The organism is Streptomyces sp. NBC_00016, assembly GCF_045040885.1.
Classification (GTDB): domain Bacteria; phylum Actinomycetota; class Actinomycetes; order Streptomycetales; family Streptomycetaceae; genus Streptomyces; species Streptomyces coriariae.
Genome location: NZ_CP108304.1, coordinates 5,526,162 through 5,544,167, shown reverse-complemented (window position 1 = coordinate 5,544,167; position 18,006 = coordinate 5,526,162). Strand labels below are relative to the sequence as shown.

The window sequence follows — 18,006 nt, the reverse complement described above, 5'->3', positions numbered from 1 at the left end:
CGAAGCTATCTGATGACCCGTCAGATCGCTTCTCCCCAGCAGGCTAGCCCCCGCCCCCTGGACCGACAAGGCGACCGGCCCTACGCTCTGCCAAAATCTGACAGCCCGTCAGTTACGCCAGGGGGCCGACGTGAACGACACCGCCACCGCCCACGAGCTGAGCGCGTCCCGCACCCTCTGGGACCTGCTCGCCCACCGCGCCGACCTGACCCCCGGCCGCCGGGTCCTCCTCCAGGACGACCGGGCCCTGACCTTCGGCGAGCTGCGCGAGAGCGCCGAGCGGGTCGCGGCCGGGCTGCACGACATGGGCGTGCGCCCGGGGACGGTCGTCGCCTGGCAGCTGCCCACGCGCCTGGAGACGGCCGTCCTGTCCTTCGCGCTGGCCCGCCTGGGGGCCGTGCAGTCGCCCGTCATCCCCTTCTACCGCGACCGCGAGGTCGGCTTCGCGCTGCGCGAGTCGAAGGCGGAGTTCTTCGCGGTGCCGGGCGTCTGGCGGGGCTTCGACCATGCCGAGATGGCACGGCGGCTGGGCGCGAAGGGCGTCTTCGAGGCGTACGACGAGCTGCCCGACGGGGACCCGGCCGTGCTTCCGCCGCCGCCCGCCGAGGGCACCTCGGTGCGCTGGATCTACTGGACCTCGGGCACCACCTCCGACCCCAAGGGCGTGCTGCACACCGACCGTTCACTGATCGCCGGCGGCTCCTGCCTCGCCCACGCGCTGCGCCTCACCGCGGACGACGTCGGCTCGATGGCGTTCCCGTACGCCCACATCGCCGGCCCCGACTACACCGTCATGCTGCTGCTCTACGGCTTCCCCGCGGTGATGTTCGAGCACTTCGCGCTGCCGGACGCACTGGACGGGTACCGGCGGCACGGGGTGACGGTCGCGGGCGGTTCGACGGCGTTCTACTCGATGTTCCTCGCCGAGCAGCGCAAGCGGCCTGACACGCCGCTCATCCCCTCGCTGCGGCTGCTCGCGGGCGGCGGAGCGCCCAAGCCGCCCGAGGTGTACCACGCCGTCGTGCGCGAGATGGGGGTGCAGCTGACGCACGGGTACGGGATGACCGAGGTGCCGATGATCACCATGGGGGCGCCGGACGACACCGCGGAGAACCTCGCGACGACGGAGGGCCGGCCGCCGGAGGGCATGCGGATACGCGTGGTGGACGGCGAGGTGCGGCTGCGCGGTGAGGCCGTGTGCCAGGGGTATCTGGATCCCGCCCAGACGGCCGAGGCGTTCGACGCGGAGGGGTTCCTGCGCACCGGCGACCTGGGGCAGGTGACCGGCAGTGGGCATCTGGTCCTCACCGGGCGGCTGAAGGACGTCATCATCCGCAAGGGGGAGAACGTGTCGGCCAAGGAGATCGAGGACCTGCTCGCCGCTCACCCGGCCGTCGGCGACGTGGCGGTGATCGGCCTGCCCGACGCGGAGCGCGGGGAGCTGGTGTGCGCGGTGGTGGAACGGGCGCCGGGAGCCGGGGAGCCGTTGACGCTCGCGACGATGACCTCGTATCTGCGCGCGGGCGGCCTGTCGGTCCACAAGCTGCCGGAGCGGCTGGAGGTGGTGGACGCCCTGCCGCGCAACGAGACCCTGCGCAAGGTCCTGAAATACAAGCTGCGCGAGCGCTTCTCCCGCTGAGTGCGGCTCGCGAGTGCGTACGGCTCGGGTGCGTACGTCTCGGGCGACTGCCTGCCCGGGTGCCTGCCGTCGGCCGCGTACCGCTCGGGTCACTGCCCGCCCGGGTGACTGCCGGTCGGCTGGGGCCGGTCGGGTGGGGCCGGTCGGGTGGGGGCTACTCGGCGACCGTGAAGTAGCGGGCGAAGGCGGGGACGATCTCCGCCTCTCCGACCTTGCCGTCCTCGTCGGCGTCGAGGACGTCCGCGGCCCCGCGGGCGACCTCCTCGGGCGCTCCGAGCGCCCTGAGCACCCGTACCGTGTCCGCGACCGTGGCCCGGCCGTCGCCGTCGGGGTCGGCGATGTCCAGGGCCGCGTGCAGGAAGGGGCGGGCGATCTCGGCGAACCGCTCCGGGTTGTCACGCAGGCGCTTGACCGCGCCGTTCACGAACTCGTCCCGGCTGATGCGCTGGTCGCCGTCCCGGTCGGCGATGCCTGCCATGCCCTGCCAGAACGCCTCGGCGCCCGCGTACAGCGCCTGCCCCTTGTCGGACCGGGCCGCGGTGCCGAACTCGGCGAGCAGCGCCTTGGCCGCCGAGCCGAAGTCCGCCCGGTCGATGTAGCCGTTGCCGTCCTGGTCGAAGGTGGCGAACCGGGCGGCGATCCTGCGTTCGTACTCACTGCTGACCATGTGTTCTCGGGCCGCCTTACGTCATCGCGTGGAGATTCTGCTGGGAGTGGTTCCGGCAGGGAGCGTACGACGCCGACGACTCCCGGGCAGCGGGAAAGCGACGCCTGTGCCAAGACCGGGGAAATTCTGGGACGAGGGTGTAGCGGAGTCAGCCCCGTCCGGGCCCGCGCGGGCCTACGCCGAGAGCGGTTCCGTCCCGTCGTCCACGGCGGCCGCGAGGTCCCCGTAGACGTCGAAGAGGCGGCGGACGCCCAGCGCGCCCAGCACCCGGTTGACGTGGGAGTCCTCCGCCGCGCCCCGCGCGGGAAGTATGAGGCGCAGCCGTCCCCGGCAGGAGCGGATGAGGCGGCGCGAGGCGATGAGGACGCCGACGCCGCTGGAGTCGCAGAAGTACACCTCGGAGAGGTCCAGGACGAGACTGTGGCGCCCCTCGGCCACCTCGTCGTGCACCTTCTGGCGCAGTACCGGCGACGTCACCAGGTCCAGCTCGCCCGACACCTGGAGCACGGCCCATCCGCCCTGCTCCCAGCCGGTCACTTTGAAGGCCACCACCACGCCCTTCGCTCGCTGTAGCTCGCGGAAAACGGAAGCTGTCCCTTCGCTTCCTTGCAGCGCGGCTGCCCAGCGGCCGTGCCCCGAAACACCGAGGGAAAAACAGAAACGGATAGAAAGAGGCTTGTTCCAGTCGCATCCCGTCCGGTTCGATCCTTCTCGGTCGGGTAGGCGCCGCCCATACCACCCTCTCGCGGACAGGGGGCGCACATTGAAACAAAGGGGCGTGCGTTGTCGGACGTGCCGACTACATTCGAGGTGACGGTGGACGCACGCTGGACACACGCACAGGCAGAGGCACGCGCACGGGTGAAGGGGCCGCATGGCGAAGAAGGACGCACCGCCCCGCTGGGACCGCAAGATGCAGCAACGACTCGCGCGCGGTGAGGCCGCCGCCCTCGGCGAGCTCTATGACCGATTCGCTTCGCTCGTGCACGGTCTCGCCCACCGCGTGCTCGGAGACGAACGGGCGGCCGACAACATCACCCGCGAGGTCTTCGCGCATGTCTGGGAACACCCCGACGCCTACGACCCGAAGCAGGGCCCGCTGCGCACCTGGGTCGCCTCGTTGACCCACCGCCTCGCCGTGCAGCGCCTGCGCGCCACCGAGACCGCCGCGCTGACCGAGGCCGGTCCCGGCTCCGCCGAGGCGACCGAGGAGCTGGAACGCAGGGTGCGGCACGCCTCCGTCGCCGCCCGCGCCGACTACGTCGTCCAGGCCATGCCCGCCCCGCTGCGCGCCGCCCTGGAACTGGCCTACTTCCAGCGGCGCGACTACCGCCAGACCGCGGCCGACCTCGGCGTCACCGAGGACGAGGCCCGCCGCCGGCTCCGCCTCGGCCTGCAACTCCTGTCCACCGCCCACGACTCGGCGGCCCCCGGGGCACCGCCCGAATACGGGGGTGCGGCGTGAGTGGCGAGAACGTGTTCCCGCCGCCCGAGGACGGCGGAGACGAAGAGGACATGAAGAGGGACGAGGAGAGGCGCCAGGAGAGGCCTCCGGAGGAGGGCAGGGCAACGGCGTCCAGCGACGACGGCAACGCACCGAGCGGCCCCGGCGGCACGCCTCCGGCGCGCGAACCCGGGCGCCCGCCGCGCATCCCGCTCCCCCGCGCCTCCGTGGAGGACAGCGGGCTGCCGCTGCCGCCCGCGGAGCCGGCCGGCCCGGGACCGCTCACGCTCGAACACCCGGTGCTCAAGTCCCTGCTGGGTGCCTGGGCCCTGGCGGCCTGCTCGGCCGAGGAGACGGCGGCCGTCGAGGAGCACCTCGGCGACTGCGGAGCCTGCGCGGACGAGGCACGGCGGCTGCGTGAGGCGGTCGGCCTGCTCCAGCGCCCGGAGAGCCTCGACCTCGACCCGGGCCTGCGCACCCGCGTCCTCGACGGCTGCCTGAAGCGTCGTCCGCCCCACATCCCGGTGCCCGTCTGGGCGGCGTCGTACGACGCCGAGACCGCGCGGCTCGACGCCCTGCTCCAGGACTTCGGGGACGCCGAGTGGCACGCGCCGGTGCGGCTGCGCTGGTTCCGCGGCGAGGGGGCCACGAGCCGCCGGACCACCGTCGCCGGAGTCATCGCCCACCTGCTCGCCGTGGACGGGCTGGTGGCACTCGCCCTCGGGCTCGACGACCCGCTGGCCCCGTTCACCACCGGCGTCAGGCCGGGCGGGACCGACGAGACGAACGAGACGGACGAGACGGACGAGACGAACGACGCAGACAAGACGCACAAGATCCACGGGCGGGACGGGGCGACCGGGTCGGGCGGGACGGTGGACACCCCGGCCCGGCGCACGGAGTCGTTCTGGGCGGGATCGCACTTTCCGCCCACCCGTTCCGTGCGCGGCCCCTGGCGCGAACAGACCCACGCCCTGGTGCGGACGGTGTCCTTCACCGGAGGAGGCCCCGGCACCATGCCGGTGTCGTACGGCGGCTTCGAACTGCCCCTGCGCGACGCGATGCTGGACCGGGCCTTCGAGTGCTGGGTGCACGCCGAGGACATCGCGGAAGCGGTCGACTACCCCTACGCGCCGCCCGCCCCACGCCACCTGCACGGCATGATCGACCTCGCCGCGCGGATGCTGCCCGAGACCCTCGCGGCCCGCCGCCGCGCGGGTCTCGCCACGCCCTCGCGCACCCGCCACCTGGTGACCGCGGGCCGCCCCGGCCGCAGCCTGCGCCTGGAGATCGAGGGCTCGGGCGGCGGCGAGTGGCTGATCCCGCTGGACTCGCCGGGCGCGGTGGGCTCCGCCGACCACGAGGTGGCCCACGTCGCCCTGGACGACGTGGAGTTCTGCCGCCTGGCCGCCGGCCACGTCTCCCCGGAGGAGGCGGCGGCGGGCCAGCTGGGCGACCGCGAGGCGATCAGGGACGTACTGTTCGCGGCGGCGTCACTGAGCCGGATGTAGCCGGCCGTAGCCGGACGCATCCCGATGCGGCCGGCCATGGCCGGGGCGGACCGGCGCCGGTCCGGAGCGTCGGCGGGAGCGCCCGCCGACGCCGGCGACGACCTGCGGCGCCTTGAAGCGGCTTGCTGCCTTGAAGCGGCTTGCGACGGCTACGCGAAGACGACCGTGCGCCGCCCGTTGAGCAGGATCCGCCGCTCCGCGTGCCACTTCACGGCCCGCGCCAGTGCCTGGCACTCCACGTCCCGCCCGACGGCGACGAGCTGGTCCGGCGTGACGCCGTGCCCCACGCGCTCGACCTCCTGCTCGATGATCGGCCCCTCGTCGAGGTCGGCCGTCACATAGTGCGCCGTCGCCCCGATCAACTTCACGCCCCGCGCGTGCGCCTGGTGGTACGGCTTGGCGCCCTTGAAGCTCGGCAGGAAGGAGTGGTGGATGTTGATGATCCGGCCGCTGAGCTGCTTGCACAGGTCGTCGGAGAGGACCTGCATGTAGCGGGCGAGGACGACCAGCTCGACGTCCTGCTCCCGCACCAGCTCGAGCAGCTGCGCCTCGGCCTCCGCCTTGTTCTCCCTCGTCACCGGGATGTGGCGGAAGGGGATGTTGTACGAGCCCACCAGCTCGGCGAAGTCGGTGTGGTTGGACACCACAGCCGCGATCTCCACCGGCAGCGCGCCGATGCTGGCGCGGAACAGCAGGTCGTTCAGGCAGTGTCCGAACTTGCTGACCATGAGGACGACGCGCATCTTCTCGTCGGCCCGGTTGATCTGCCAGTCCATGTGGAAGGAGTCGCCGATCGCCGCGAAGCTCGCCCGGAGCTTGTCCACGGTCACCGGCGGCTCGGCCGAGAAGTGGACGCGCAGGAAGAACAGACCCGTGTCGTGGTCACCGAACTGCTGACTGTCCTCGATGTTGCAGCCGGTCATGAAGAGGTAGCTCGACACGGCGTGCACGATGCCCTGCTTGTCGGGGCAGGAAAGGGTGAGGACGTACTGGTCGGCGGCGGCTGCTGCGGCTCGGGTGGGCTGCGCGTTCATGCCCGACAGGGTCGCACACCGGCCAGTGCCGTGGGCAATCGTCCCGCAGGACGGAACACGTCGTCCGCCCCGCTCCCCCGGCCCCGCCCGCGGCTTACGCGGCGCGCGTCATGATGCGCAGCACCTCGAGGGTGCGCGGCGGCGCGTCGGCGTCGTCGCCGTCGCTGGCCGCCATCCGCACGTGCGCGTCCCGCGCCGCCCGTACCGCCTCCGGCCACGCCTCGTGGTCGACGTACGCGGAGACCGGGGCGTCCGGCCCGACCTGGTGCATGATCCGCAGCACCCGCAGCACGGCGGTGTCCACGAGGGCCGCCTCCTGCGAGTCGCGGAAGATCGTGCCGACGTACTTCTCGGCGGACCAGTTGTCGAGCCAGGTGTCCTCGACGAGGCGGTACACGGCGTCGGTGACGTCCCCGTACCCCTCGACGCCGGCCAGCCAGACGTTCTGCTGGAACACCGGGTCGGAGAGCATGTGCAGCGCGGAGCGCACATTGCTGCGCCAGCGCCACCACGGCATGTCGTTGAGTGGCATGCCGCCCATGGTGGGGGAGCGACGGCCGCGACGGGAAGAGTTCTCCGAACCTTGCACGGTCATAGATCGTACGTTTCCCCGTCCCACGTACCGCAGGTGCCCCGGTAATTCACCTTGCCGTCACCACGCGTTGACCGTGGGTCACTCCCAGGTTAGCGATGTGACGGAATCGTGCGTGTCCATGACCGGCAAGCGACGCACAGCAACGCGAAGCACCTTCCTCCCCAGGTCCTTCCGCTTCACCAGGTCCGTCAGAGCGACCGCCCTCTCGGCGGGTGCCCTGGCCGCCTGCGCGTCACTCGCCGTCGGCTGCGGGGTCGTCCCCGGTGTCTCGGGGGGCTCCGGGGACGGCCCGATCGTCGTCATGACCTGGGCGCCCGAGGAGACGTCCGCCACCAACAAGCCGGGCATGCCCGCCTTCGCCCTCGCCTACGCCCGCTGGGTCAACGCGAACGGCGGACTCAACGGCCGCAAGCTCAAGGTCCTGACCTGCAACGACCACAACGACACCGTGTCCGCGGCGTCGTGCGCCCGGCGCGCGGTCAAGGAGCACGCGGTCGCCGTGGTCGGCTCCTACAGCCAGCACTCCGACGCCTTCTTCCCGCACCTGGAAGGCGCCGGCATCCCCTACATAGGCGGCTACGGCGTCACGAACGCCGAGTTCACCAGCCCGCTGTCCTACCCCGTCAACGGCGGCCAGCCCTCGCTGCTGGCCGGCCTCGGCAAGGAGCTCGGCGCGACCTGCGGTCCCGTCTCGCTCGTCCGCCCCGACACCATCGCCGGCGACGCGCTGCCGCCGATGCTCAACGCCGGACTGACCGCGGGCGGGCACGACAAGGCCGAGGACCAGCGGGCTCCGGAGGACGCCACCGAGTACGCGACGCAGGCCGAGGCCGCCATGAAGAACGCGACCGGCGACTCGGCCGGGGACGGGAAGGGGTGTGTGGTGACCGCGCTCGGGGACCGCACCGCCACCTTCATGGACTCGTTCCGGCGCACCCGCACGGACTACCCCGACGTCCGCACCGGCACCGTCCTCGGCAGCGTCGACCAGACGGTGATCAACGCCGCCGGTGCCGCCTCCGGACCCTTCGAGGGGGCTTACGTCACCGGCTGGTACCCGGTGACGAGCGACCCCGCCTGGGCGCCGATGAAGAAGGTGATCAGCGAGGAGGCGTTCTCCGACACCCGGATCGACCCCACCGACACCGGCGTGCAGACCACCTGGATCGCCTACACCGTGTTCCGGCAGGCCGTGGAGTCGCTGGACAGCGGCGAGGTGACCGCCGACTCCGTACGGGGCGCCCTGGACAACGGGCTGAAGGTCACCACGGGCGGACTCACGCCGACGCTCCGCTGGGAGTTCACCGACCAGCTCGCCTCGATCGGCTTCCCCCGCCTGGTCAACGCCGACGTCACCCTCCAGGCCGTGCAGAAGGGCCGCCTGGTGTCCGCCAAGAAGGGCTTCGTGGACGTGACGAAGACCCTGGAGAAGGCCGACGTCGACTGACCCGCCCCACCCGGACACCCGCCCGAACCGGACACCCGCCCGACGCGGCTGATCCGGCCGGCCCGCCCCTGGGACGGCGCCGGCCGGTCCGCGTCTACAGCTGGGTGGGCTGGCGCTCCGTCAGGCCGTAGGTCCGCGCGATCTTGTTCCACAACTTCGCGGCCTGCGTCTTCTGGGTGCTGGCGGTGCCGCTCGCGCGGTTGCCGGCCTGGGTCTCGGAGGTGGTGCGGGCCGAGCCCTTCTTGCAGCTCTTGTTCTTGCTGCCGGCGACCTGGTCGGCCCAGGTCGCGTAGTGGTTGTCGGCGGACGCGGACGCCTGCCACGCCTTGGTGAGGGCCGTGGTCAGCGCGGTGTGGTCCGGCAACTGGTCGACCTTGAGCGCGGACAGTCTGGTGACCAGTTCGGAGCGCTGCTTCGCCGCGTCCCGCAGGTCCGTGGCGGCCTGGGCGAGATTGCCGCACGCCTTCACGTCGGCCACCGCGCTGATCACGCTGGCCCGGCTGTTGCCGCTGTCCGCGAGCAGCTTGTCAAGTTCGACGGCCTGCTGCTCGGCCGCGCCGGTGGACGCCGACGCGGACCCCTCGGTCGCGGGGGCCGACGCGGCGACGGTCTGGTTGTCGTCGCCCTGGCCACCGCCCCCGCCCGCGAGCATCGCGCCCGCGCCGACGCCGACGACCGCGAGCGCCACGCCGACCGCCGCGAACAACGGCAGCCGCGAGCCGGTACGGCCTCCCCGGCCGCCGCCGTCGTCGCGTGCCCCGCGCCGCCCACCCGCCGCCGGGTCACCGGGCGGGGTGTAGGCGGGCTGCGGGGAACGGGCGGCGGGCCCGGCGCCGTAGCCCGGCGCGCCACCGTGGCCGCCCGGGCCGCCGTGGCCGCGTCCGGGGGTGTCCGGCTCGGAGAAGCGCGGGAGCTGCTGCGTGGATCCTGCCGGGCTGTCGGTGGCCGGCCCGCTGCGGAAGAGGTTCTCGAACTCGGCGGGCGGCTGCCGGTCGCCGTCGGCCTGCGCGGCGACGGGCGGGATGTACTGCGTGGGCTCGGAGTCGGAGTACGCGCCGGGCTGCGTTCCGGGGGCCGGCATCGGGCCCGGGGCGTTGTGCGGGGTACGGCCCAGGTACTGGGTCGACTCGGCCGGCACCTCGGGCGGCAGAGCGCCGGGGGCGACCGGCGGTATGTACTGCGTCGCACCCTCGTCGACGGGGGCGGCGGGGACGGGCGGCAGGAACTGGGTGGCGCCCTCGTCGGCGGCACCGGGTCCGGCGAACTGCGGCGGGTACGGGCCCCGGCCGTCGGCAGCCGGGCCGGCCGGGACCGGCGGTATGTACTGCGTCGCGCCCTCGTCGATCGGCGCGGCGGCGGGCGGCAGGGGTGCGCCCTGCGCCGGTGCGCTCTCCGGCGGGAGCGGGCCCGCGCCCGCCGGGGTGCCGCCGTTCCACGGGGCCGCCTGCCCGCTGTCCCACTGGGACTGCGGCTGCTGCGGCTGCTGCGGGTACTGAGGCTGGTGCTGCTGCTGGTGCCCCTGGTCCGTTCGGCCCGGCCCGTCCGTCTGGTCCGCCGGGAGCGGCCAGCCCTGGGCGGACTGCTGCGGCGCGGGCTGCTGCGGGGCGGGCGTCTGCCGGCCGGGACCCCAGGGGTCCCCCCAGGTCTGTCCGCCGGCCGGCGCCTGCTGCCCGTACTCGGGCTGCCCCTGGGGCGCGTGCTGCCCGTGCTGCCCGTAGTCCGGTTGCCCGTACTGCTGCTGCCCGTACTCGTCCTGCCTGTACTCGTCCTGCCTGTACTCGTCCTGTCCGTACTGCTGCTGCCCGTACTGCTGAGCGCCGTACTGGCCGGACTGGTGGCCCGACGGCGGCCCCGACGGCGGCCCCGACGGCGGTCCCTGGCGGGGTACCGGCCGCGGCGGATTCGTCGTCATTCCCGGCAGCAGGGGTTCCCCACCGTCGGAGGGCAGCACGATGCCTTCGCGCGCGGGTTGCGCCGAGGGCTCCTCGCCCTGTCCACTCTGCGTCACCGGGACTCCTACGAATGGGGGACCTTCGGAATCGTCGGCTCACGCTACCGGGTCCCCGGAACCCCGTGCCACGCAGCTCAGAACGTGATCTCCCTCCCACCGGGTCGGACAGTGACTTCGGTGACAGATCCGGAGCGCCGTGCGCTGTATCCGCCCCTCCTTCCGCGCGACCGCGCCGTTTCCCGCGTGTTCACGCGGCGGCGCCCCGTCCGTTCACGCCGCGGTCTGCAGCTCCAGCCGCGCCCCGAACTCCCTCACCACCGACTCGTCCCGGAACGGTTCCAGTCGCTGCTGGAGGTCCTCCAGATACTCCGCGCCCCGGTTGGAGCGGAGCGTCTCGAGGAGCTCGACCGCCTTGAGGCCCGTGTGGCAGGCCTGTTCGATCTCGCGCTGCTGCACCTGCGCGGTGGCCAGCAGGACGTAGCCGATGGCGCGCCGGCGCGCACGGCTCTCCGGATGCCCGGCCAGGGACTGTTCGGCACAGCGCGCCGCCGCCTCGGCCTGGCCCAGGTCGCGGTGGCAGTGCGCCAACTCGTCGGCCAGATAGGCCTCGTCGAAGTGCGCGATCCACGCGGGGTCGTCCCCGGCGGACGGCTCGGCCGCCTCCAGCGCCGAGATCGCCCGCCCGGACGCCGCCTGCGCCCCGCGCGCGTCCCCCAGCAGCGCGTGGCCGCGTGCCTCCGCCGCGAGGAACATCGCCTCCGCGCGCGGCGTCACCCGCCCCCGCGCTCCTTCCTGCGCGGCGCGCGCCAACTGCGCGATCTCCCGCGGGTTTCCGAGCTGCGCGGCGAGGTGGCTCATGGACGCGGCGAGGACGTACCCGCCGTACCCCCTGTCGCCCGCCGCCTGGGCGAGCCGCAGCGCCTGGATGTAGTAGCGCTGGGCGAGACCGGGTTGGCCGGTGTCGACGGCCATGTAGCCGGCGAGTTCCGTCAACCGGGCCACGGCCGCGAAGAGTTCCCGGCCCACCGCCTCCCGGTAGGAGCCGGCCAGCAGGCCCGAGACGACGCTGTTGAGGTAGTGCACGACGACCGGGCGCACATGCCCGCTGCCGTACTGGTGGTCCAGGTCGACCAGCGCCTGGGTCATCGCCTTGACGGCCGCGACGTCGGAGAGGCCCACCCGGGGCCCGGCAGCCCGCGCCACCTGCGCGTCGGGGGAGGAGATCAGCCAGTCGCGGCTCGGCTCGACCAACGCGGAGGCGGCCACGGACGAACCGGAGAGGAAGTCGCGTCGGCCCACGTCACTGCGCCACAGTTCGCAGACCTGCTCGATGGCCCCCAGTACCGTCGGCGAGAACTGGAGACCCACGCCCGAGGCGAGGTTCTTGCCGTTGGCCATGCCGATCTCGTCGATCGTGACCGTACGGCCGAGCTTGCGGCCCAGCGCCTCCGCGATGATCGCCGGGGCGCGGCCCCGCGGCTGCTGTCCGCGCAGCCAACGGGCCACGGACGTCTTGTCGTAGCGCAGGTCGAGTCCGTGCTCGGCGCCGCACATGTTGACGCGGCGGGCGAGCCCGGCGTTCGAGCACCCCGCCTCCTGGATGAGCGCCTGCAACCGTTCGTTCGGCTGCCTCGCGACTAGCGGCCTTGCGGCCATGGGCACTACCCCCTGTGGCTGCGGTGACCGGGACGGCGGGTGCCCGCCCACACACCGAGTTGACGTGTCTTCCACCGAAAAGTTCCGGCCGAGAAGATCAATGCCCCACAGCCACAGCGAAAATGCGAGGCATGTGAGGATTGCCAAGACTTGCCGAGGAATACAGAGAATTGCCGGGTTACCGGCGGACGCCCGCCCCCCTCTACCTGGTTACCCGCTCCCGCGCCCGTTCCTCCCGCGCGCCCCCGCCCGTGCACCCATGCGCCCCGGACGCGGAATCGATGCTCCTCCCCCGCGCAATGTGGCGGGCGTAACCCCTGGTGACGGCTAGAGTTGTGTTCATCGTGGAAGAGACCATCGCGGGCACCGAAGCCACTCAAATCCCGAAGCAGCGCGGGGAATCGCTGCTCGAGACCGCCGTTCGATACGCCGAGGAACGTCATTGGGACGTGTTCCCCGGCACCTGGCTGGAACCCGTCGACGGACTGCAGCGCTGCTCCTGCGGCGACGGCGCGTGTGCGGCGCCGGGCGCGCACCCCGCACGCCCCGACTGGGCGACCCAGGCCACCGGCAGCGCGACGGTCGCGCGCCGGATGTGGCAGAAGCAGCCGACCGCCTCGATCCTGCTGCCGACCGGGCGTACGTTCGACGCGATCTCCGTTCCGGAGACGGCCGGGTTCCTCGCGCTGGCCCGGATGGAGCGGATGGAGTTGACGCTCGGTCCCGTCACGTTGACGCCGGACCGGCGGATGCAGTTCTTCGTGTTGCCGGGCGCGTCGGCGAAGGTGCCGGACCTGGTACGCAAGCTGGGCTGGTCACTGGGCGCGCTCGATCTCCTGACGCTCGGCGAGGGCATGTGGGTCGCCGCGCCGCCCACGCGGTTCGGGTCGCGGGGTGCCGTGCAGTGGGCGTGCCGGCCCACCGCCGCGAACCGCTGGCTGCCGGACGCGGAGGAGTTGATCTCGCCGCTCGCCTACGCCTGCGGGCGCGATCGCTGACCCCCTGGGGCGCTTTCTCCGCCGTAGGGTTCATCCATGACGTCCGTACGCGTGCGTAACCTCTGGAAGCGGTTCGGGCAGCAGGTCGCCGTCGCCGGGATCGATCTCGATCTGCCGTCCGGGAAGTTCATCGGGCTCGTCGGGCCGAACGGCGCCGGGAAGACCACGACCCTGTCGATGGTGACCGGGCTGTTGCGGCCCGATCAGGGGTCCGTCGAGGTGGTCGGGCACGACGTGTGGCGCGATCCCGTCGAGGTGAAGGCGCGGATCGGCGTGCTGCCGGAGGGGCTACGGCTGTTCGAGCGGCTCTCGGGGCGTGAACTTCTCGGCTACAGCGGGCGGTTGCGGGGGCTGCCGGGCCCCGAGGTCGACAAGCGGGTCACGCAGCTGCTCGACGTCCTCGATCTGGCCGGGGCCCAGCACAAGCTCGTCGTCGACTACTCGACCGGCATGCGGAAGAAGATCGGGCTCGCGGCCGCGCTGCTGCACAACCCCGAAGTGCTCTTCCTCGACGAGCCGTTCGAGGGCGTCGACCCGGTGTCCGCGCAGATCATCCGGGGAGTGCTGGAGCGGTACACCGCGTCCGGGGCGACGGTCGTCTTCTCCTCCCATGTCATGGAGCTCGTGGAGTCGCTGTGCGACTGGGTGGCGGTGCTGGCGGCGGGGCGGATCCGGGCGCACGGGACGCTGGAGGAGGTGCGGGGTTCGGCTCCCTCCTTGCAGCAGGCGTTCCTCGAACTCGTCGGGGCACAGGGGCGGGACACCGGTTCCGACCTTGACTGGCTGGGCGGCGGGGCGACCCGGTGAGCGAGCCGACCTCCCCGCCGGGCCTCGTCCCCACCGTCGTACGGCTGAAGCTGTCACTGCTGCGCAACGGGCTGCGGCAGTCGGGCGGCCGGCGGGCCGCGTACGTCGCCTCCGCCGTCGTCACTCTGCTGTTCGCCGCGCTTCAGCTGCTCGGACTGATCGCGTTGCGCGGACACGACCACGCGGTGTCGCTGGTGGTGCTGCTCGCGGCGGTGCTGGGGATGGGCTGGGCGGTGATGCCGCTGTTCTTCCCCAGCGGTGACGAGACCCTGGACCCGACCCGGCTGGTGATGCTGCCGCTGCGGCCCCGGCCGCTGGTGCGGGCGCTGCTGGCGGCCTCCCTGGTGGGCATCGGGCCGCTGTTCACGCTGCTGATGCTGGTGGGGTCGGTGGTGTCCGTGGCGCACGGGGCCGCCGCGTGGACGGTGGGTGTGCTCGCCGTCGCCCTCGGGCTGCTGGTCTGCGTGGCGCTCGCCCGGGCCGTGGCCGCCGCCAACATCCGGCTGCTGACCAGCCGTAAGGGACGCGATCTCGCGGTGCTGAGCGGGCTGGTCATCGCGATCGGGGCGCAGGTCGTCAACTTCGGGGCGCAGCGGCTCGGGACGTCCGGTCTCGGGCAGCTCGATCCGGCGGCGGACGTGCTGCGCTGGCTGCCGCCCGGCTCGGCGATCGGCGCGGTGGACTCGGTGAGCGAGGGCGCGTACGGGACGGCCGCCGCGCAGATCGCCGTCAGCGCGGGCGCTCTGGTGCTGCTGGTGCGGGTGTGGACGCGGAGCCTGACCCGGCTGATGATCTCGCCCGACGGTTCCACCCTTCAGGCGGCCGAGCCGGCCGCGCGGGAACGGCGGGGCTCGGCGGGGCTCGGGCGACTGCTGCCGGGCGGGCGCACCGGCACCGTGATGGAGCGCGGTCTTCGCTACATCTGGCGCGACCCGAAGACGAAGGCGGCCTGGGTGACGTCGCTGGCCATCGGGCTGATCGTGCCGGTCTTCAACGCCCTGCAGGGCACCGGCTCGATCTACTTCGCCTGCTTCGCCGCCGGGATGCTCGGCATCCAGATGTACAACCAGTTCGGGCAGGACACGTCCGCGTTCTGGATGGTCGCGATGACGATCTCCTCGCGCCGGGACGCGTACGTCGAGCTGCGCGCGCGGGCGCTGGCCCTGCTGCTGATCACCCTGCCGTACGCGACGCTGGTGACCGTGCTGACGACGGCGATGCTCGGCGACTGGTCGAAGCTGCCCGAGGCGCTGGGGCTGTCCCTCGCGCTGCTCGGCGCGATGCTGGCGACGGGTGCCTGGACCTCGGCCCGCTTCCCCTACTCGATTCCGCAGGAGGGCTACAAGAACGTCGCCCCCGGCCAGGCCGGTCTCGCCTGGATCGCGATCTTCGGCGGGATGGTCGCGGCCGCCCTGCTGTGCGCGCCCGTCATCGCGGTGACGATCTGGCTGCACGTCACCGAGGGCGGGGACTCCTGGACCTGGCTGCTGCTGCCGGGGGGCGCGGTGTACGGCGCGGCGATCACGCTGCTGGGACTGCGTCTGGCCGCTCCCCGGACGGCGGCACGCCTCCCGGAGATCCTGACGGCGGTGAGCAAGGGCTGACCGGCCGACCGCGCGACGGCCTGTCCCCGCAGCCGCCGAGGGCGAGCGGCCCCGCGACCGCCTGACCACCTGACCACCTGACCGCCGCGGGAGCCCGGACCCGCGGCCTCGGGAGGCCTTCGGCGGGCCTCAGGGAGCCTCCGGCGGGCCGCAGACGCCCAGGGAGATCGCCAGAGCCCTCAGGGACCTCAGAGGCCCCGAGGGGGGCCGGGGGCCCGCGGAAGACCGGGGGCCCTCAGGGAACCAGGGGCCTCAGAGGGCACCGGTGCTCAGGGGCACCGGACTCAGAGGGCACCCGGTGCTCAGGGGGCTTCGGGGGCGAGTACGGCGTCGAGGAACGGTTCGATCGCCGTGCGCCATCCCTCCGGCTGGTCGTAGTGCACGAGGTGCCCGGCGTCGGCGACCTCCGCGTACGCGCCGCGTGGCAGGACCCGCACCATCTCCTGGGCCTCGGCGCGGCCGAGCTCGCCGTCCAGGCCGCGCACCACCAGCGCCGGGCACTGGACCTGGGTGAGCTCCTCCCAGTGCGCGTCGTAGACCCAGGTCTCGCGGGTCTTGAGCATCTGCTCGGGCTCGAAGACGGGACGCCAGCCGTCCGGCGACTCGTGCATCACCTCGGCGTAGAACTCACCCCGGGACGGGTTCGGGCGTTCCACCCAGGGGTCGTCCTCGCCGAACCACTTGCGGACGTCGGCGAGCGTGGCGAAGGGGGCCGGCCAGGACTTGAACCAGTCGCCCCACTCGCGCTGCGAGGCCGCGCCCAGCGCGGAGGCCCGCATGTCGCAGACGATCAGACCCTGCACCAGGTCGGGGCGCTTGGCGGCGAGCTGCCACGCGGTGAGCGCGCCCATGGCGTGCCCGATGAGGACGGCGGGGGCGAGGCCGAGCTGCTCCAGGGCGGCCTCCGCGTCCTCGACATAGGCCTCGCGGGTGAAGGCGGCCTCGGGCAGCTTCGCGCTCTGGCCGTGGCCGCGCTGGTCGAGGGCGACCGCGCGGTGCCGCTCGGAGAGCCAGCGGGCGGTGGACGACCAGTGCGAGGCCCGGCCCATCAGACCGTGCAGTAACAGGACGCCCGGCCTGCTTCCGGCGCCGTTCTCGTGGGGCGGAGCGGGCCGGCCCCCCTCCCGCTTCCGCACGGACTGGGACGGAATCACGGGCTCCGTCACCGCTTTCGCCGGGTCACCCTTGGGCGGGTCACCGAACTCCCAGGCCGCCAGGCGCACGCCGCCCGCCCCGGTCACGTCGATGCGTCGCGCCATAGGTCCTGGCACCCCCTAGCCGTCATACCGCTGCGCTTCCGATGCCTTCGTACTGCCTTCAATCACCCGCAGGCTATCGAATGGCCTTTCGAGAAATGCACTCTCCGCGCACAACACCCCTCGTTCGAGTGACCACTCTCAAGGAATGATCGCCGCTGCCGAGGGGAGACCTTCAGCGGGAGGCGGACCGCTCGGGGAAATCGGTCCGAGGGGAATGACCCTGGGAGCTCGGGGCTCCGGGTCAGTACAGGGGAGGACAGGCCCCGGTGCCGTACGGCACCGGGGCTCTCCACTGCTCCGCGGCACGGCATCCGGCCCCCCTCAGGTCATATGCCCCACGCGACAGCCTGGCACGTGAAGCGCCGGAGCGCTGCGATTCGACACAGGGAATCTGGGATTCGACGAGATCGACGGAACACCCCAACTTCCCCACGCTCCCCAGGAGTTGAACAATGCTCAGCGTTTCGGCGACGACCGGCGGTCGCCCCGCCGACGTCCCGCGCCCGCCCGGCCGGAGCTCAGCGCTTCGCGACGAACACGTGGGACGCGACGTCCGACTCCAGCTCGGCGGCCTCGCCGCCGCTGCCCACCAGGACACCGCCCGCCGACTCCGTCACGCTCACCACCGAGCCGGGCTGCACGCCCGCGCGGCGCAGCGTGTACATCAGCTGCGCGTCCGTCTGGATCGGCTCGCCGATCCGGCGTACGACGACCGTCTTGCCCTCCAGGCCCGGGTCGAGGTCGGCCAGCGAGACCATGCCCTCGTCCAGGAACGGGTCGGCGCCGTCCTTCTCGCCCAGCTCCTCCAGGCCCGGGATCGGGTTGCCGTACGGCGACTCGGTCGGGTGCCGCAGCAGCTCCAGCACGCGACGCTCGACGGCCTCGCTCATCACGTGCTCCCAGCGACAGGCCTCGGCGTGCACCTGCTCCCACTCCAGGCCGATCACGTCGACGAGGAGACACTCGGCGAGGCGGTGCTTGCGCATCACGCGCGTGGCGAGCCGGCGGCCCTCGTCGGTGAGCTCCAGGTGTCGGTCGCTGGCCACGGAGACCAGACCGTCGCGCTCCATGCGCGCCACCGTCTGGCTGACCGTCGGCCCGCTCTGGTCGAGGCGTTCGGCGATCCGGGCACGCATGGGCACCACGCCTTCCTCTTCCAGCTCGAGGATGGTGCGGAGATACATCTCCGTGGTGTCGATCAGTCCGGACATGTGTGCCCCTCGATTAGCTCTGCTGGCTCTGCCGAAGGCTGAACGGCTCTCCGGCGCGTGCGCTGGCCCTGGACTCAATTCTGCCGGATACCACTGACAAGCGTGCCGCGCCGTTGAAACGAGGCGGTTACATCGGGGCGCGGATCCCCGCCCTGAGGCAGGCCGGCACCCCGGCCACCCCAC

Annotated in this window: 15 protein-coding genes; 7 read left to right on the top strand and 8 right to left on the bottom strand. The window is 72.6% G+C overall.

Going from position 1 to position 18,006, the window contains the following annotated elements; translation table 11 throughout:
- The first annotated feature begins 130 nt into the window (after nucleotides 1-130).
- Nucleotides 131-1,639 (top strand): AMP-binding protein, encoded by a 1,509-nt coding sequence (locus OG933_RS24650; RefSeq protein WP_362522777.1) that lies wholly within the window; start codon nucleotides 131-133, stop codon nucleotides 1,637-1,639.
- 154 nt (nucleotides 1,640-1,793) lie between these two features.
- Here the strand turns inward: OG933_RS24650 and OG933_RS24645 are convergent, their stop codons facing one another.
- Complete coding sequence (locus OG933_RS24645) at nucleotides 1,794-2,306, bottom strand: EF-hand domain-containing protein (RefSeq protein WP_362522778.1); 513 nt, start codon at nucleotides 2,304-2,306, stop codon at nucleotides 1,794-1,796.
- A gap of 174 nt (nucleotides 2,307-2,480) precedes the next feature.
- A complete protein-coding gene (locus tag OG933_RS24640; protein ID WP_020130204.1) occupies nucleotides 2,481-2,861 on the bottom strand; it encodes an STAS domain-containing protein in 381 nt (126 codons plus the stop codon).
- Nucleotides 2,862-3,180: 319 nt separating this feature from the next.
- On the opposite strand from OG933_RS24640, the gene OG933_RS24635 reads away from it, so the two are divergent.
- Both OG933_RS24635 and OG933_RS24630 read left to right on the top strand, forming a co-directional pair.
- Complete coding sequence (locus tag OG933_RS24635) at nucleotides 3,181-3,771, top strand: RNA polymerase sigma factor (RefSeq protein WP_405628938.1); 591 nt, start codon at nucleotides 3,181-3,183, stop codon at nucleotides 3,769-3,771.
- Between the two features lie 50 nt (nucleotides 3,772-3,821).
- Nucleotides 3,822-5,261, top strand: a complete 1,440-nt coding sequence (locus tag OG933_RS24630) for an anti-sigma factor family protein (RefSeq protein WP_405633491.1) — start codon at nucleotides 3,822-3,824, stop codon at nucleotides 5,259-5,261.
- Between the two features lie 149 nt (nucleotides 5,262-5,410).
- Here the strand turns inward: OG933_RS24630 and purU are convergent, their stop codons facing one another.
- Together purU and OG933_RS24620 are read right to left on the bottom strand one after the other, a co-directional pair.
- On the bottom strand, nucleotides 5,411-6,295 hold the full coding sequence (gene purU, locus OG933_RS24625; RefSeq protein ID WP_405628936.1) for a formyltetrahydrofolate deformylase: 885 nt from the start codon (nucleotides 6,293-6,295) through the stop codon (nucleotides 5,411-5,413).
- A 94-nt stretch (nucleotides 6,296-6,389) separates the two neighbouring features.
- Complete coding sequence (locus OG933_RS24620; RefSeq protein ID WP_078615735.1) at nucleotides 6,390-6,890, bottom strand: SCO4402 family protein; 501 nt, start codon at nucleotides 6,888-6,890, stop codon at nucleotides 6,390-6,392.
- A gap of 118 nt (nucleotides 6,891-7,008) precedes the next feature.
- Between OG933_RS24620 and OG933_RS24615 the strand changes: the two genes are divergently transcribed.
- Nucleotides 7,009-8,337: an ABC transporter substrate-binding protein gene (locus tag OG933_RS24615; RefSeq protein ID WP_362522781.1), complete on the top strand. Its 1,329-nt coding sequence runs from the start codon at nucleotides 7,009-7,011 to the stop codon at nucleotides 8,335-8,337.
- Between the two features lie 94 nt (nucleotides 8,338-8,431).
- Here the strand turns inward: OG933_RS24615 and OG933_RS24610 are convergent, their stop codons facing one another.
- A complete protein-coding gene (locus tag OG933_RS24610; protein ID WP_405628934.1) occupies nucleotides 8,432-10,345 on the bottom strand; it encodes a hypothetical protein in 1,914 nt (637 codons plus the stop codon).
- 213 nt (nucleotides 10,346-10,558) lie between these two features.
- Complete coding sequence (locus tag OG933_RS24605) at nucleotides 10,559-11,944, bottom strand: transcriptional regulator (protein WP_267022540.1); 1,386 nt, start codon at nucleotides 11,942-11,944, stop codon at nucleotides 10,559-10,561.
- A 335-nt stretch (nucleotides 11,945-12,279) separates the two neighbouring features.
- Between OG933_RS24605 and OG933_RS24600 the strand changes: the two genes are divergently transcribed.
- From OG933_RS24600 to OG933_RS24590, 3 genes are read left to right on the top strand one after another with little or no spacing between them, the layout of a single operon-like run.
- Nucleotides 12,280-12,942 (top strand): bifunctional DNA primase/polymerase, encoded by a 663-nt coding sequence (locus tag OG933_RS24600; RefSeq protein WP_362522784.1) that lies wholly within the window; start codon nucleotides 12,280-12,282, stop codon nucleotides 12,940-12,942.
- Between the two features lie 36 nt (nucleotides 12,943-12,978).
- Nucleotides 12,979-13,749 (top strand): ABC transporter ATP-binding protein, encoded by a 771-nt coding sequence (locus OG933_RS24595; RefSeq protein ID WP_362522785.1) that lies wholly within the window; start codon nucleotides 12,979-12,981, stop codon nucleotides 13,747-13,749.
- Nucleotides 13,746-15,353 carry a transporter gene (locus OG933_RS24590; protein ID WP_362522786.1) on the top strand — a complete coding sequence of 536 codons (1,608 nt, stop codon included), beginning with the start codon at nucleotides 13,746-13,748 and terminating at the stop codon, nucleotides 15,351-15,353. The genes OG933_RS24595 and OG933_RS24590 overlap by 4 nt, the downstream gene beginning before the upstream one ends.
- Before the next feature lie 302 nt (nucleotides 15,354-15,655).
- Here the strand turns inward: OG933_RS24590 and OG933_RS24585 are convergent, their stop codons facing one another.
- A complete protein-coding gene (locus OG933_RS24585) occupies nucleotides 15,656-16,612 on the bottom strand; it encodes an alpha/beta fold hydrolase (protein WP_405628932.1) in 957 nt (318 codons plus the stop codon).
- 518 nt (nucleotides 16,613-17,130) lie between these two features.
- The gene (locus tag OG933_RS24580) at nucleotides 17,131-17,823 is read right to left on the bottom strand and encodes a metal-dependent transcriptional regulator (RefSeq protein ID WP_020130217.1); all 693 of its coding nucleotides are present in this window, start codon (nucleotides 17,821-17,823) and stop codon (nucleotides 17,131-17,133) included.
- Between the last annotated feature and the right edge of the window lie 183 nt (nucleotides 17,824-18,006).